General features: G+C 37.9%; 13 protein-coding genes and 1 CRISPR repeat array. Of the genes, 10 read left to right on the top strand and 3 right to left on the bottom strand.

What is annotated here, in order from left to right; translation table 11 throughout:
* Nucleotides 1–8 precede the first annotated feature (8 nt).
* The 10 genes from cas5c (at nt 9) to HMPREF1052_RS01440 (ending at nt 12,504) form a co-directional block, all read left to right on the top strand.
* The gene (gene cas5c / locus HMPREF1052_RS01485; protein ID WP_005759140.1) at nt 9–743 is read left to right on the top strand and encodes a type I-C CRISPR-associated protein Cas5c; all 735 of its coding nucleotides are present in this window, start codon (nt 9–11) and stop codon (nt 741–743) included.
* Nucleotides 740–2,800: a type I-C CRISPR-associated protein Cas8c/Csd1 gene (cas8c, locus tag HMPREF1052_RS01480; protein ID WP_005759025.1), complete on the top strand. Its 2,061-nt coding sequence runs from the start codon at nt 740–742 to the stop codon at nt 2,798–2,800. The genes cas5c and cas8c overlap by 4 nt, the downstream gene beginning before the upstream one ends.
* Nucleotides 2,801–2,826: 26 nt before the next feature.
* The gene (gene cas7c / locus HMPREF1052_RS01475) at nt 2,827–3,663 is read left to right on the top strand and encodes a type I-C CRISPR-associated protein Cas7/Csd2 (protein WP_005758893.1); all 837 of its coding nucleotides are present in this window, start codon (nt 2,827–2,829) and stop codon (nt 3,661–3,663) included.
* Nucleotide 3,664: 1 nt separating this feature from the next.
* Nucleotides 3,665–4,279, top strand: coding sequence for a CRISPR-associated protein Cas4 (gene cas4, locus HMPREF1052_RS01470; RefSeq protein WP_005759260.1), 615 nt, complete (start codon nt 3,665–3,667; stop codon nt 4,277–4,279).
* Nucleotides 4,272–5,291: a type I-C CRISPR-associated endonuclease Cas1c gene (gene cas1c / locus HMPREF1052_RS01465; protein ID WP_005759177.1), complete on the top strand. Its 1,020-nt coding sequence runs from the start codon at nt 4,272–4,274 to the stop codon at nt 5,289–5,291. Before cas4 ends, cas1c begins: the two co-directional genes overlap by 8 nt.
* A gap of 65 nt (nt 5,292–5,356) precedes the next feature.
* Nucleotides 5,357–5,650, top strand: a complete 294-nt coding sequence (cas2, locus tag HMPREF1052_RS01460) for a CRISPR-associated endonuclease Cas2 (protein ID WP_005759078.1) — start codon at nt 5,357–5,359, stop codon at nt 5,648–5,650.
* A 181-nt stretch (nt 5,651–5,831) separates the two neighbouring features.
* Nucleotides 5,832–7,722: a CRISPR direct-repeat array (repeat unit 32 nt; unit sequence CTCCGCTCCCACACGGGAGCGTGGATTGAAAC).
* A gap of 286 nt (nt 7,723–8,008) precedes the next feature.
* Nucleotides 8,009–9,139, top strand: coding sequence for a class Ia ribonucleoside-diphosphate reductase subunit beta (gene nrdB / locus HMPREF1052_RS01455; protein WP_005758788.1), 1,131 nt, complete (start codon nt 8,009–8,011; stop codon nt 9,137–9,139).
* Nucleotides 9,140–9,224: 85 nt separating this feature from the next.
* The gene (yfaE, locus tag HMPREF1052_RS01450; RefSeq protein WP_005759230.1) at nt 9,225–9,482 is read left to right on the top strand and encodes a class I ribonucleotide reductase maintenance protein YfaE; all 258 of its coding nucleotides are present in this window, start codon (nt 9,225–9,227) and stop codon (nt 9,480–9,482) included.
* Nucleotides 9,483–9,702: 220 nt separating this feature from the next.
* The gene (locus HMPREF1052_RS01445; protein WP_005758945.1) at nt 9,703–11,028 is read left to right on the top strand and encodes an anaerobic C4-dicarboxylate transporter family protein; all 1,326 of its coding nucleotides are present in this window, start codon (nt 9,703–9,705) and stop codon (nt 11,026–11,028) included.
* Nucleotides 11,029–11,079: 51 nt separating this feature from the next.
* Nucleotides 11,080–12,504 carry an aspartate ammonia-lyase gene (locus HMPREF1052_RS01440; RefSeq protein ID WP_005759045.1) on the top strand — a complete coding sequence of 475 codons (1,425 nt, stop codon included), beginning with the start codon at nt 11,080–11,082 and terminating at the stop codon, nt 12,502–12,504.
* Nucleotides 12,505–12,565: 61 nt separating this feature from the next.
* On the opposite strand, the gene HMPREF1052_RS01435 is transcribed toward HMPREF1052_RS01440, so the two are convergent.
* From HMPREF1052_RS01435 to dapB, 3 genes are all read right to left on the bottom strand, one after another.
* The gene (locus HMPREF1052_RS01435; RefSeq protein WP_005759183.1) at nt 12,566–13,438 is read right to left on the bottom strand and encodes a MurR/RpiR family transcriptional regulator; all 873 of its coding nucleotides are present in this window, start codon (nt 13,436–13,438) and stop codon (nt 12,566–12,568) included.
* Between the two features lie 158 nt (nt 13,439–13,596).
* Nucleotides 13,597–15,054, bottom strand: a complete 1,458-nt coding sequence (locus HMPREF1052_RS01430) for a DASS family sodium-coupled anion symporter (protein WP_005759186.1) — start codon at nt 15,052–15,054, stop codon at nt 13,597–13,599.
* Nucleotides 15,055–15,365: 311 nt separating this feature from the next.
* Complete coding sequence (gene dapB / locus HMPREF1052_RS01425; RefSeq protein ID WP_005759050.1) at nt 15,366–16,178, bottom strand: 4-hydroxy-tetrahydrodipicolinate reductase; 813 nt, start codon at nt 16,176–16,178, stop codon at nt 15,366–15,368.
* Between the last annotated feature and the right edge of the window lie 19 nt (nt 16,179–16,197).

Here is a 16,197-nt window from a genome sequence, read left to right as displayed (position 1 = left end):
GGAGAAATATGAATAGCAAATTTACTTTCCGTGTGTGGGGACGACAAGCTTTATTCACCGATCCCATTACTAAAATTGGTGGCGAAAAGTTCAGCTACCAAGTACCAACTTATGAAGCATTAAAAGGCATTTTAAAAAGCATTTATTGGAAACCGACCCTGATCTGGCACATAGATAGGGTTAGAATTATGAAACCAATTCAGACTCAGAGCAAATCAACTAAGCCATTAGAATGGAATGGTGGCAATACTTTGGCAATTTACACATTTCTGCAAGATGTTGAATATCAGGTAGAAGCCCACTTTACCTGGAATGAATATCGAGAAGAATTAAAAGCTGATCGTAATTTAGGCAAGCATATGGCAATAGCAAGACGTATGCTTGAGCGCGGGGGAAGACAAGATATTTTCCTTGGCACAAGAGATTGCCAAGGATATGTTGAGCCTTGTGAATTTGATGATTTAAGCCGTGATGGTAATAAAGGTTTTTATGATGATATTAACAACCTTGATTTTGGCTTAATGTTTCATAGTTTTGGTTATCCTGATGAAATAGGTGAAAATAAATTAGTAACCCGATTTTGGAACGCTAATATGCAGCGAGGTATTATTACGTTCCCAAGCACAACGGATAATGAAAAACTAAAAACGCGGTTTATTCGTAATATGAAACCAGAAAAAGTATTCAACCAAGAACAAAATATAAATTCTGTAGAAAACGAAACTAAGGAGTTAGGATTATGAGTTGGATACAAAAGTTATATAGAACCTATAATGAGGCCGAGAAAAATTCTAACTTATCCGATTTAGATAAATTGGCTCCATTATGGCATAGTCCACAAACTGCACACATTGAAATTATATTGGATCAAAATGGTAATTTTATTTCAGCAGAGGTTCTCAGAGATAAACCTATTATTATGCTACCTGTTACTGAAACTTCAGAAGGACGAACAAGTGGACTTGCTCCTCATGCGCTAGCAGATAGCTTACAGTATATTGCTAAAGATCTTGGACTTACCCATATCGCCGAAATAACCAAAGAACTTGAAGATAAAAATGGCAAAAAGAAAATAGTTAAAGAGAAAAAAGAAGAACTTATTTTCAATCTATATGCAAAACAATTAGATGAATGGTGTGCTTGTACAGATAACCCTAAAATTTTAGCTATACAAAAATACGTACATAAAGGTACCGTTTTGTCAGACCTAATCAAATCCCAAGTGGTTCCTGTTGATAACAACGGGAATATTTTAGAAAAATGGAACAAAAGCGATAATATAACACAATGCAAACCAGCATTACTTGAAGTCTTAGGTCAAAATGCTGAAATTCGTAAAGCTCTAGTTGTATGGTCAGTAACAATTCCCAATGACTTATGCCCCCAGACCTGGAAAGATAAAAATGTACAAAAAAGCTGGGGAGAATATTATCAAACTACTTTAACGAGTCAGTTTTGCTCTGTTCTAGGTGAAGAACAACAAACTCGTGATAGCCACCCAGCTAAACTAATTTACTCAGGGGATAAAGCTAAATTAATTTCATCTAATGATACATCTGGATTTACCTACTTAGGTCGATTTGAAAATGCAAACCAAGCAGCATCTATATCTGCTGAAGTATCTCATAAAGCACATGCAGCACTACGCTGGCTTATTGAGAGAGGACAAGGCATTCGCAATGAAAACCAGGTCACTGTCGCATGGGCATTAAGTGGGAAAGAAATTCCATCTCCAATGGAAGACTCCCATTTTTATTTGGATGATGATATAGATATTTCAGCTTCGAATGAAGAGGATATTGTATCCGCAACACCAATTTCAACTAAAGATTGGTCAGTTAATTTAGGGGCAAAAGCAGCTGAAATACTGAAAAAGAAACTACGTGGTTATCAAGCAAAATTAGAACAATATGACCAAATTACGCTACTTATTGTAGACGGAACAACACCAGGAAAAGGCAGAATGGCACTTACCTATTATCAAGAATATTTGCCCGAAACCTATTTTGCTAATTTAGATGCTTGGATTGATGACTTTTCTTGGTATCAACGCCATACAATAGAAAAGCAAAATGAAAAACTATCAAAAAAATCAGGTAACAAAAAAACAATTTGGGTAGGCATTCCACCCTCACCATTTGCGATTGGGCAGGCAGTTTATGGAAAAGCATTAAGTGACACATTAAAAAAACAACTTTATGCTCGCCTATTACCCGTTATTTCGGGTGGTAAGAGTATTCAAATTCCTTACGATTTAGTACAAAAAAGTTTCCAAATAGCTTGTAATCCAGATGGTTCAGAACATTGGGAATGGGAACGTAATATCGGTATTGCTTGTGCCTTATACAAAGGCTGGCGCGCTCGTCATCATATTTCATCACAACGGAGAACTTATACTATGGCTTTAGATAAAACAATAAAATCAAGAGATTATTTATACGGCAGGCTCCTAGCCACCGCGGAAAACATTGAATCATACGCACTTTACCTCGCTGGAGAGAAACGTTCGACCACTGCTGAACGCTATATGCAACGATTCGCCGAACGACCATTTTCAACTTGGCGCAATATTGAGCTAGCTTTACGGCCTTATCAAGAAAGATTACGTAATAATGATAAAGATACGGGGTCTCAAGCAATTAGTAAAATTATGGAATTATTTAACCCTGCGGATTTCACTTGTGATGACAAATTAACGGGTGAATTTCTACTAGGTTATCATAGCCAAAAAATGGAAATTACTAGCAAAATTTCCGAATATAGTAAAACTAAAACTGAAAAAAGTGAAAAAACTGATTAATAATTATTATCACAAAGGAATTCAAAATGAGCTTAACTAAAAAAATCGACTTTGCCTTAATTTTAAAAGTAACTAATGCTAATCCTAATGGTGACCCTCTCAACGGTAACCGTCCTCGTACCAATTTTTCAGGTGTAGGAGAAATAACCGATGTTTGCTTAAAACGCAAAATTCGTGATCGTTTACAAGATTCTGGCGAAAACATTTTTGTTCAATCTGATGATAGAAAAATCGATAGTATGACCAGCTTAAAAAATCGTGCAGAATCAAGTGAGTTTGGATTGGGGAAAGAAGCATTTAAAGCTAAAAGTAAAGATGAAACAGCTCAAAAAGCCTGTGCCAAATGGCTTGATGTTCGAGCATTTGGGCAAGTTTTCGCATTTGGTAAATCAGATGAAGGTTCTGGTGTATCTATTGCAATCCGTGGTCCTGTTACAATCCAATCTGCATTCAGTATCGAACCAATCAATATCACTAGCACACAAATTACAAAAAGTGTTAGTGGCGAAGGTGATGGTACGAAAAAAAGCTCAGATACTATGGGGATGAAACACCGCGTAGATAACGGGATTTATGTGGCTTATGGTGCGATAACTCCTCAACTTGCTGAACGCACTGGCTTTTCAGATGAGGATGCAAACAAAATCAAAAAGGTTTTAACAAAACTATTTGAGGGTGATGCCTCTTCTGCTCGCCCTGAAGGCTCAATGCAAGTGCTAAAATTAATTTGGTGGGAACATAATTGTAAATCGGGGCAACATTCTTCAGCTAAGGTTCATCAAAGTTTAACCGTTAATACTGATGGCAGTTACTCATTGGCAAATTTAGATGGTTTAACACCAGAAGAAATTGAAGGATTCTAATATGCCAATCTCCCTCTCCGCTCTTCAGCATTATGCCTTTTGCCCTCGGCAATGTGCGTTGATTCACAATGAACAGTTGTGGGCGGAGAACTTTTTGACCGCGCAAGGCAATATTCTGCACGAGCGCGTGGACAGCGGTGAACCTGAGACACGTAAAGGGGTGCGATTTGAACGCGCAGTGTTGGTGTCGTCAGAGAAATTGGATCTTGCAGGCAAATTGGATTTATTAGAAGTGGAGCTCAGCACGGGGCAGTTACGTCCCGTGGAATATAAACGGGGCAAGCCGAAACCTACAAATTGGGACAAGATTCAGCTGTGTTCGCAAGCCATATGTTTGGAAGAAATGAAAGGCATTGAAATCACTGAAGGCGCCCTTTGGTATGGACAAACACGCCACCGAGAAATTGTCCCGTTTTCGACCGCACTTCGTACTGAAACCTTGCAAGCTATTGAAGCTGTGCAAACGTTGCTTGCCTCAGGCGTAACCCCTCAGCCCGTTTATGCTAAGCGTTGCAAAGCCTGCTCTTTAATGGATCTTTGCCAACCACAACTTTTACAGAAAGATCGTTCCAAAGCTTATATCGAGCAATTGTTTACGGAGAATGACGATGCGTAAACTACAAAATTCTCTTTATATCACCAAACAAGGTAGTTACTTGCACAAAGAACGCGAAACTCTAGTAATTGAATATGAGTGGGAAAAAGTCTTTCAACTGCCTATTCATTCAATTGAACATATTTTCTGTTTTGGCAATGTGTTGGTCTCACCATTTCTCATAGGTTTCTGTGGTGAAAATAACGTAAATTTAGCTTATTTTTCCGAATACGGACGTTATCTTGGACGATTCCAAGGCAAACAAAGCGGCAATATTTTATTACGTAAAGCTCAATATCGTATGGCGGAAACAAATCCCGTTCTAATTGCTCGCAATATTATCGCTGCCAAAATTCAAGCAAGCCGAAAAGTATTACAGCGACATATTCGCAATCACGGTAACGATCCTGAAATGGAACGAGTTATTGCCTTACTAGGCAACAGTGTCACTCGGCTTAAAAGTGCGGTAAATTTAGAACTAATTCGTGGTATTGAAGGTGAAGCAGCAGCCCGCTATTTTTCTGTTTTTTCTCATCTTCTTACTCTACAAGCACAGCCTCATTTTCAATTTGATGGACGCAATCGCCGTCCTCCGCGTGACCCTATTAATGCAATGTTATCATTCCTTTACAGTGTATTAGGCAATCAGATTAGTGGCGCATTACAAAGTGTTGGGCTAGATCCACAAGTTGGTTTTCTACATGCTGATCGCCCTGGACGAGATAGCCTTGCACAAGATCTGTTAGAAGAATTTCGCGCTTGGTGGATTGACAGAATGGTGCTAAGTTTAGTCAATCGTCTGCAAGTTAAAGCCAACGATTTCAGTATTGATGCCAGTGGTGCAGTACAAATGAAAGACGACACGCGCAAACTCTTATTACAAACTTTACAACAGAAAAAACAGGAAAAAATTGAACATCCTTTTTTAGGTGAAGCAGTGGAAATCGGCTTACTGCCTTATATTCAAGCAATGCTTCTAGCTCGTCATTTACGCGGTGATTTAGCTGAATATCCACCATTTTTAATGCGTTAACCCTGTTCTTTAACAATTTGGTTTTAAAAAGCGATCAGTTTGTACATACTCTTAAGGAATACTCTATGATGATTTTAATTACCTATGATGTATCGCTCGAAACTGAAGGTGGACAACGTCGTCTTCGGCATATTGCCAAACATTGCCTTGATTATGGAATCCGCGTACAATATTCTGTCTTTGAATGCGAAGTAACTCCTGCTCAATGGGTTGAACTCAAAGATAAACTCCTCAACACCTACGACAGTGAAACTGATAGCTTGCGCTTTTATCAACTCGGTGCAAACTGGAAACACCGTGTCGAACATCATGGAGCTAAAGCTGCGATAGATATTTTCCGCGATGTGTTAATCATTTAGTCCATCGCTAACCCTCAGTTCTCATCAAATCTATCACCGATTAGCGAATTTATTTTTATAATAAAATTAATGAGTTAAATTTCATTATGATTTGTTGATATACTGAGCCCTATTATATCTGGCATGATTAGCGAAACCTCGCTTTTCAAACCAGATATAACGTGCCACTATCAATATAGTACTCCGCTCCCACACGGGAGCGTGGATTGAAACCTCGGTGTAATGATGTAGTTTTAAGCCGGAATGACTCCGCTCCCACACGGGAGCGTGGATTGAAACATACCCTCACCTTTATACTTTAGTTTTAAATATATCTCCGCTCCCACACGGGAGCGTGGATTGAAACTCGCATTAATGGGAAAAGTGATTGAATTGAAAACCTCCGCTCCCACACGGGAGCGTGGATTGAAACTTAACAAGCCAGCTATTTTCTCCGCCTTGAATTAACTCCGCTCCCACACGGGAGCGTGGATTGAAACTCATTGCGTGGCGCACACCTGATTGCAATGTTTGCCTCCGCTCCCACACGGGAGCGTGGATTGAAACTTTCAGCGTGTTAATTAATGGGCGGTTCCGTTCCCTCCGCTCCCACACGGGAGCGTGGATTGAAACAATAATTGGTTTAAATATCCAGATATCCCCCAACTCCGCTCCCACACGGGAGCGTGGATTGAAACCAATGTGTCGATGTTACCGTCAAGGCTTTCTTGGTCCGCTCCCACACGGGAGCGTGGATTGAAACAAGCTGAATAGCTCAAGGTTTGGCTTGAGCCTTTACTCCGCTCCCACACGGGAGCGTGGATTGAAACAGTTTTACTATAGAAACTAACACTGGATATTGTTCTCCGCTCCCACACGGGAGCGTGGATTGAAACTTCAGTACACTATCAAAAAATTCTATCACTTTGCCTCCGCTCCCACACGGGAGCGTGGATTGAAACTTGCTCGGTCAAACTTATGGACGATTTAACGGCCTCCGCTCCCACACGGGAGCGTGGATTGAAACCTACTAAAGATATAGGTAAGCCCCCATCTTTAATTCCGCTCCCACACGGGAGCGTGGATTGAAACGGTTAAAATCTCACTATCGACCAACCCGACTAAAACTCCGCTCCCACACGGGAGCGTGGATTGAAACTTTAACACCTTTGATTGAGGTAAAAGATTTTACTGACTCCGCTCCCACACGGGAGCGTGGATTGAAACATAGATTGGCGTATCGTGATCCCATATCAATAAACCTCCGCTCCCACACGGGAGCGTGGATTGAAACGGATCGGTTGCGACATTTTCAGTTATTACTAATTCTCCGCTCCCACACGGGAGCGTGGATTGAAACCACAAGTTACCGCTACGCTTCAACAGGTTTACCCCTCCGCTCCCACACGGGAGCGTGGATTGAAACCACTTGATCAAGGGTGCTTGTGCCGACGGTAATCACTCCGCTCCCACACGGGAGCGTGGATTGAAACTAAGCAATAGGTTACAAGTTAGAATCTTGTATAGGCTCCGCTCCCACACGGGAGCGTGGATTGAAACCAGTATAAGGTTAAAACGCTCTCATTGACGATTTCTCCGCTCCCACACGGGAGCGTGGATTGAAACGGGACTGACGGGGTAATAAGTCGGGTCTAGTGTGACTCCGATCCCACACGGGAGCGTGGATTGAAACCAGCCTGTGTTAGTGTTGGTCTTAATTTTTAACACCTCCGCTCCCACACGGGAGCGTGGATTGAAACTTTGGTGATGACATATTCGCCACGGTGGACGATACTCCGCTCCCACACGGGAGCGTGGATTGAAACCCAAAACGCGTTCAGTCATGTGGCTGATTTCAAAGTCTCCGCTCCCACACGGGAGCGTGGATTGAAACTGCCAGTATTGGCTTCGCTGCTATCGTAAACAATCCTCCGCTCCCACACGGGAGCGTGGATTGAAACCAATAATTGTTGGTCATCTTCTGATAAACGATTTCTCCGCTCCCACACGGGAGCGTGGATTGAAACAATCGAAAATGCGACCTTGGTTGCGTGTTCGTGTCTCCGCTCCCACACGGGAGCGTGGATTGAAACAACGGAATGAACCACCCTGCTATAGTGTTCGGTGTTCCTCATTTTACATAGACATAAGAATTGAAACTATTACTATCACTCCATGCCTATGTAACTGATTTTTATGCTGACAATTAAGCATAATTTAAAACAACTGCTCAAAATGCAACAGATGTTAATATCAACCTCTACATCGTTAAGTAATAATTTACTGTGTTATTAAAAATAGGAATACGTTAAGTTAAACTTTCGTTAGCTTGGATGTTAAGGTAAAATATTCTAATCTTTTTATTACACTGAGAACTTTATGGCATACACTACTTTTTCCCAAAATAAAAATGACCAATTAAAAGAACCTATGTTCTTCGGTCAAAACGTTAACGTTTCACGTTACGATCAACAAAAATATGAAACTTTTGAGAAACTGATTGAAAAACAACTTTCATTCTTCTGGCGCCCTGAAGAAGTCGATGTGGCACAAGATCGCATCGACTATGCCGCATTACCAGAACATGAAAAACATATTTTCATTAGTAACTTAAAATACCAAACCTTGTTAGATTCTATTCAAGGTCGTAGTCCAAATGTGGCATTATTACCTTTAGTTTCTATTCCAGAATTAGAAACCTGGATTGAAACTTGGACTTTCAGTGAAACTATTCACAGTCGTTCATATACGCATATTATTCGCAATATCGTTAATGATCCTTCAATAGTGTTTGATGATATTGTAACCAATGAAGAAATTATCAAACGAGCAAAAGATATTTCTGCTTACTATGATGATCTAATCCGTGATAGTCAGCTTTATGGTTTATATGGTGAAGGAAATTACGAAGTGGACGGTAAAAACTATACTGTTACTTTGCGCAATCTTAAAAGACAACTTTATCTTTGTTTAATGAGTGTCAATGCATTAGAAGCTATTCGTTTCTATGTCTCCTTTGCTTGTTCATTTGCTTTTGCTGAACGTCAATTGATGGAAGGTAATGCAAAAATTATTAAATTTATCGCTCGTGATGAAGCATTACATTTAACAGGTACACAGCACATTTTGAATATTATGGCAGCAGGTCAAGATGATCCTGAAATGGCCGAAATTGCAGAAGAATGTAAACAAGAGGCTTACGATTTATTCTTAGCCGCAGCAGAACAAGAAAAAGCTTGGGCAGATTATTTATTCAAAGATGGATCAATGATTGGTCTTAATAAAGATATATTAGTTCAATATGTTGAATATATTACTAATATTCGAATGCAAGCTGTAGGGCTACCTCTACCATTTGAAGCTCGTTCAAACCCGATTCCTTGGATTAATGCTTGGTTAGTATCAGACAATGTTCAAGTGGCACCTCAAGAGGTAGAAATCAGTTCATACTTAATTGGTCAAATTGATTCTAAAGTGGATACTAATGACTTTGGTGATTTTGACTTATAATTAATCATAAAAAGTGCGGTAGTTTTATAAAAATTTTTCGCAAACTAACCGCACTTTATATAATTTCACACACATCACTGTAATCATGAAAGTCTATCAGATCCATCTTTCTCAACAAGATAAAACACTCATACATAGTAATGAGACATCTCTTCTTGCGACTTTAGAAAGAAATGGTTTAAGCCCTGAATATCAATGTCGTTCTGGTTACTGTGGCTCCTGTCGTACAAAACTTAAAAAAGGAAAAGTTTCTTATAAAGAACGCCCACTTGCCTTTCTTAATCCTAATGAAATTCTACTTTGTTGTTGCCAAGTGGAAGATGATTTAGAAATTGATTTATAACCTCCTCATTTTTACTCCAATAAACATTCTCTTATTCTAAATATTTTAAATTCTCACTGTGATCAAAATCACATTAATGAATAAAATTATTCAATAAATATCATTTTTTTCAGTTATTTGAATATTTTTATTCAAGAATAATTTAACAAGGAATATAATACAATTATATGAAGAATATTTTTCACCAAATATCCATAAAAAATATAAGGAGGATAGAAAAATGTTTTGGTTGGAGCTTATCATTGTATTAGGGATGATCCTTGTGGGAGCTAGATATGGTGGCATATTTTTAGGAATGTCTAGCGGTCTCGCTGTAGGGATCTTAATCTTTGTTTTTGGTTGTGTACCTGGTACACCTGCCATTGATGTTATGATGATCATTATGACTGTTGTTGTTATTGCCTCAGTTCTTCAAGCCTCTGGTGGTATGAATTATCTTGTTCAACTCGCTATTCGACTCTTAAAGAGAAACCCATCTAGAATTACGTTCTATGGACCATTAATTAGCTACTTATTCACATTTATGTGTGGTACAGGTAACATCGTCTTTAGTATTTTACCTGTTATTGCCGAAGTTTCTCGTGAAGCGGGTATTCGACCTGAACGACCAATCTCCATTTCTGTCGTTGCTTCACAACAAGCGATTACCGCTTGCCCTATATCTGCAGCTACAGTTGCTTTATTAGATTTCTTAGCTCCATCAGGTATTACACTTATTGATATTCTAGTAGTTTGTATTCCAGCCACATTAATTGGTGTTTTAGTTGGTGCATTATATGCATCACGAATAGGAAAAGATTTAGAAAAAGATAGTGAATATTTGAAACGTGTTGCTGAAGGTAAATCAACAGCAATTAATGAAAGATCTGTAGTTAATAATCAAAATTCTTTCGGTAAAAAAGAAAAGCTTTCTGTCGGTTTGTATCTATTAGCTGCAATTATTGTAATATCTTTTGGCTTGTTTCCTAATCTTCGTCCTGATTTTATCCTTGGAGATAAAACTGTCACGTTATCTATGACGATGACAATTGAAATTGTCATGATGCTTATGGCTGGTGTAATTGTTATGGTATGTAAAGTCAATGTACCTGAAATTATTGAACAATCTGTTTTTAAACAAGGCTTAATGGGCGTTTATGCAATCTTCGGTTTATCTTGGGCTGGTGATACCTTACTTAAGAATAATCTAGAATTTTTGAAAAATGGTGCCCAAGATGCCATCGCTGCTAATCCTTGGCTATTTGCTTTACTACTATTTTTTATGTCCACTATCATTCTAAGCCAAGCAGGTACATTAGGTGCATTGGCTGTTCTTGGTATGGCATTAGGTGTTCAAGCACCAGATATGATAGGGATGTTCCCAGCTGTAAATGGTTATTTCTTTATTCCTATTTATGCAACAGTTCTTGCTGGTATTGCTTTTGATCGTACAGGAACAACACATATTGGTAAATACGTATTTAACCATAGTTTCATGATACCTGGATTAATTACAACTATTGTAAGTGTAGCTATTGGTATGACATTAGCAAATATGATTCTATAACTTAACTATTCATTCACAAATAAAACACTTTCGCTCTTGGAGGAAAATAAAATGATTAAAGAAGTAGATTGCATCGGAGAAATGGAAATTTCAGAAGAAGTATATTATGGTATTCAAACTGAACGTGCTAGAAATAACTTTGATATTTCAGGCACGACTATAGGACAAATGCCTGAGTTTATCCGAGCGATTGCCGAAATAAAAAAAGCAGCAGCTATAGCTAATGCTAAAATAGGTAAATTAGATCAAGATGTTGCAAATGCTATTGCTAATGCAGCAGATGAAATCATAGCAGGAAAAATGGCTAACATGTTTCCATTAGATGTACTACAAGGTGGTGGCTCCACTTCAACAAATATGAATGTTAATGAAGTTATCGCTAAACGTGCAAATGAAATGTTAACTGGTCATAAAGGTTATAACAAAGTTCATCCTAACACTCATGTTAACCGTGCCCAATCAACTAATGATGTTATTCCAACTGCAATTGGTATTGCTTGCTATCGTTATGCTGAAAAACTTCGTCCATCTTTAGCACAACTTACAGAATCTTTAGCACAAAAAGCAGAAGAATTTAAAGATATAGTGAAAGCTTCAAGAACTTGCATCCAAGATGCAGTACCCATAACACTTGGACAAGAATTTAGTGGCTATTATACTTTTGCTAAACGTAATTTAGCACTATTAGATAGCATGCTTGCAGAGCCATTAGAATTACCATTAGGTGCCACTGCATCAGGCACAGACCTTGGAACATTTGAAGGTTATATGGAAGCAGTTTTTGTTGAACTCAAAAAAGTCACTGGTATCAATGTCAGACAAAAAGAAAATCTTTTCGATGGTTTGCAACAGGGTGATGAATATGTTCGCTTATCTGGTTACCTAAAAGGTTTAGCAACAGGTTTAGGAAAAATTGCAACTGACTTACGCATGATGTCTTCAGGTCCTCGTTGTGGTTTTCAAGAAATTATTCTTCCTTCTGTACAACCAGGATCTTCTATTATGCCAGGGAAAATTAATCCTGTAATACCTGAATTAATGAACCAAGTATGTTATCAAGTATGTGGTAACGATATGGCAATTACCATGTCTGTTGAAGGTGGTGAATTAGATCTTAACGTATGGGAACCTGTGATTATCAAAAACTTAGCTGAAGAATTTACCTTGTTAACTGGAGGAATAAAAAAATTCACAGAACTTTGTATTGATGGCATTCAAGCAAATAGAGAGCGTTGTGAAAGCTTCGCTGAAGGTACAATGGCAAATGCAACTGTAGCCTCAGCTTTACTTGGTTATCCTAAAGGTACTGAAATTGCCAAAAAAGCTGTTGCAGAAGGTAAAACAGTGAAACAAGTTATCAAAGAAATGGGGTTATTTTCTGACCAAGAGGTCAATAAATTATTTGATCCATTAATGATGACTGATTGGAAAGAAAGTAGCAAAATAATTTCTCAAGAAGAAATCAAAGCAAAATAATTAATGTATATTAATTTTAAAAGCCGAGTATAAAACATTAAACTCGGCTTTTTTATTAATTTTATTTATTTGAACAGAATATATGAGCGGCTTCTGCATATTGTTCAAATGCAGCCAATTGTTTCATTGATTCCATTTGATTTAATTTGGCAATCTTTTTACCTAATACTTCAGATAAATACACCACTGGTGCAAGGTGATCAATATAAGCTCTATATTCAATATCAATAGGAATAACAATATTAGCTAACTCTGAAATTGGATTTTCTGTCGTAGAACTCATACAAACAATTGGCACATTATTGTTGTGAAAATATTGTGCCAATTGTAATGTTAATGTCGGAAATCTAGGGAAAGCATAAATAAGCACGGCATCATGCTTTAAATCGGTTGATAAAATCTTTTCAAATAATACACTATCTAAAGAATTAACTCTTTTCACATTTTTTCTAACTTTAGATAAAAAATAGGCCATATATTCAGATAAAAAAGCAGCACCTTGAAAACCAATAATAAAAATATTATCTGCTTTGGCTAATAACTCCGCAGATTGATCTAATAACTCTGGTGATAATGAACGTTCTATAGTATGAAAAGTTTGAATACAAGGTTGAAAAATACTCTTATCAGTTAATGCTCTATAACTGCCTAGTTGCTGTTCACTATCCATAAAAGCATCAACTGTATTAATATCTTGCTGAATAATTTGATGCAATGCCTCTTTCATTTTAGGAAAACCATCATATCCTAAAGTTTCAGCAAAACGAATAACTGTAGAGCCGCTGACTCCAGCCGTATAAGCTAAATCCGTTGAATTAAGAAATGCCGCAGTTTGATAATTAGCAATAATATAATCTGAAAGCTTTCTCTGTTTAGCCGAAAATATTCCTTTATGCTGTTCAATACGTTGAAAAATCGTACCTTTATTTTCCATAACCTCTACCTATACCTTAAGCATTTGAGCCATATAATACACCATATATCAAAAACTCACAGCGTTATATAAAAAGTGCGGTAAATTTTTGAAAAAATTTACCGCACTTTATTCATTTAATTAAACTTCTTGCTCAAATGACCTTTGGATAATTCATTTTACCACCAACCTAATATTTTCATCCAAACACCGCCGACACCGAACCAGATAGCAAGAGAAAGAAGTGAAACTACGAAGCTCACCCCCCACCATTGACCTGTAGAGTTATAACCCGAACCAAATAATGCGGGGCCTGGGCCACCTGCATATTGAGTTAAACTCATTGATAATGTTGATGTATAACCTAAGCCTAATGCTGCAATAATTGGTGGTGTGCCACAAGCGATTGCAGCAGCGACGAAAGCCAAATACATTGCTGAAATATGTGCCATTGCTGATGCGAAGAAGTAACGAGTATAGAAATATACTAATACTAAAATTGTAAAAGCAATCGGCCAATCAAATATACCAACAGAAGAGGAAATATGATTAGAAATCCATGCGATCGTGCCATATTTATTTAATGCATTTGCCATCATAACTAACACAGCAAACCAAAACATTGTATCCCATGCCGTGCTTTCTTCAATGATGTTTTTCCAACTCATTATATTAGTTAATAATAAAATCACTAAACCTACGAATGCCGATACCGTTGCAGGAATATGGAATACTAAATCACCAACCGTCCAAAGGAAAAGTAATAAGATAAAATCTAATGCAAGTATCCATTCAGCTTTACTCATTGGCCCCATTGCAGTTAATTCATCTTTTGCCATTTGAGCCATTTTAGGTGTATCTTTTAACTCTGGTGGATAAATGAGATACACAAAATAAGGTAAAACAATTAAACTTACAATACCAGGAACAATGGCACCTAAGAACCAGCTCATCCAAGTAATTTCTACACCTTGACCTTTAGCTAATTCAGCAATTAATGGGTTACCTGCCATTGCTGTTAAGAACATGGTACAAACGATAGTATCAATTTGTGATACTGCAATGGCTAAGAATGCACCAGCACGGCGAGCTGTAGGGCCTGGTTTTGAATCATAGGTTTCAGCGATCGAGCGCATAATTGGATACATAATTCCGCCTCCACGCGCTGATGCTGATGGAATACCTGGGCCAACAACAATATCAGCTAATGCCATTGCATAAGCTACACCCATCATTTTTTTACCAAAGCGAGAAACGAAGTATAAGGCAATACGTTTGCCTAAACCTGTTTTAATTACTGCTCGAGATAAGAACATAGCAATTGCAATGAGCCAAATTGTGCTATTAGCAAAACCCGATAACATTGCAACTTCATTTTTACCTGCTTGAATCGGTGTTAAACCAGTAATACCACTGATGACTAAAGCAACTAATGTTGCGGCGCCCATAGGCATAGCTTTTGCAATAATTGCAACAATAGTTGCAACGAAAAGAGCAAGCATTCCCCATGCTTTAGAGCTTAAGCCCTCTGGCGTTGGAATAATCCAAATTGCTAGCCCCACCAGAATAGCAATGAGTAATCCTTGCCATTTAAAGCCGAGTTTTACCTCGACAATTGGAGTTGTTTGAAGATTCATATCATGGTTCTCTTAAAAAGATTTTACAAAAATAAAAAAGGGAATATATCCATATTCCCTTAATCATTTAACTCTACCATCCTTAGTAACTTCTATAAAATACCATGGTTCTAAAGAGTAATAAATAAACTTCTTAAACATCTTTATCATTTATTGATCAAGAATGATTTAGCTTTAAAAAAATAGGCTTTATTTTTTATGAAATAATTAAACTAATTTATTAAGCTAATTAAAATTTTCAAAAAATTGACCGCAGTTTTCCAATAAAAAAGCACAGTTCAATACTGTGCTTCTTCAAGATTCATGTTAAATTACAGATTATTTAAATCTAATACATCTGTCATATCAAATAAACCTTTATCTTTATTAGCAATCCATTTAGCAGCTCGAACAGCGCCATTTGCAAAGGTCATACGGCTTGAAGCTTTATGAGAAATTTCCACTCTTTCACCAATATCAGCAAACCAAACTGTATGTTCACCAACAACATCAGCTGCTCGAATAGTTGAAAAACCGATATCCTCATGTTTACGCTCACCAGTAATGCCTTCTCGAGCAAAAACCCCATTAGTTTTTAAATCACGCCCCAAGGTTTTAGCAATATGTTCGCCCATAGAAAGTGCAGTGCCTGATGGTGCATCAACTTTATGGCGGTGGTGAGCTTCGATAATTTCAATATCACAAGAATCTCCCATCACTTTTGCCGCTTTTTCTAATAGTTTGAAGACCAGATTTACGCCTACGCTGTAATTGGAAGCAAATACAATTGCGATTTTTTCTGCTGCGGCTTGAATTTTGGCTTTACCTGCTTCATCAAATCCTGTGGTGCCCAAAATTAATTTTTTATTATTTTCTACGCAGAATTTAATGTGTTCAAGGGAGCCTTCAGGGCGAGTGAAGTCGATAATGAGATCGAAGTTATCTTTTTGGCTGGCAAGGTCTTCTGCCACTTTTATACCTAATGCACCAATGCCAGCTAATTCACCTGCATCTGAACCCACTAGAGATGAACCTTTACGTCCAAATGCGGCACCAAGTTCCACGCCTTGTGCATTTTGTACGGCTTGAATGAGTTGGCGCCCCATACGTCCACCCGCTCCGACGATTGCAATTTTTAATGTCATGTTTTGTCCTTTTCTTTTT

Origin of the sequence: Pasteurella bettyae CCUG 2042 (assembly GCF_000262245.1) — a bacterium.
GTDB classification, from domain to species: domain Bacteria; phylum Pseudomonadota; class Gammaproteobacteria; order Enterobacterales; family Pasteurellaceae; genus Basfia; species Basfia bettyae.
Note: the sequence above shows the minus strand (reverse complement) of the source record. Positions and strands in the feature narration are given on the sequence as shown.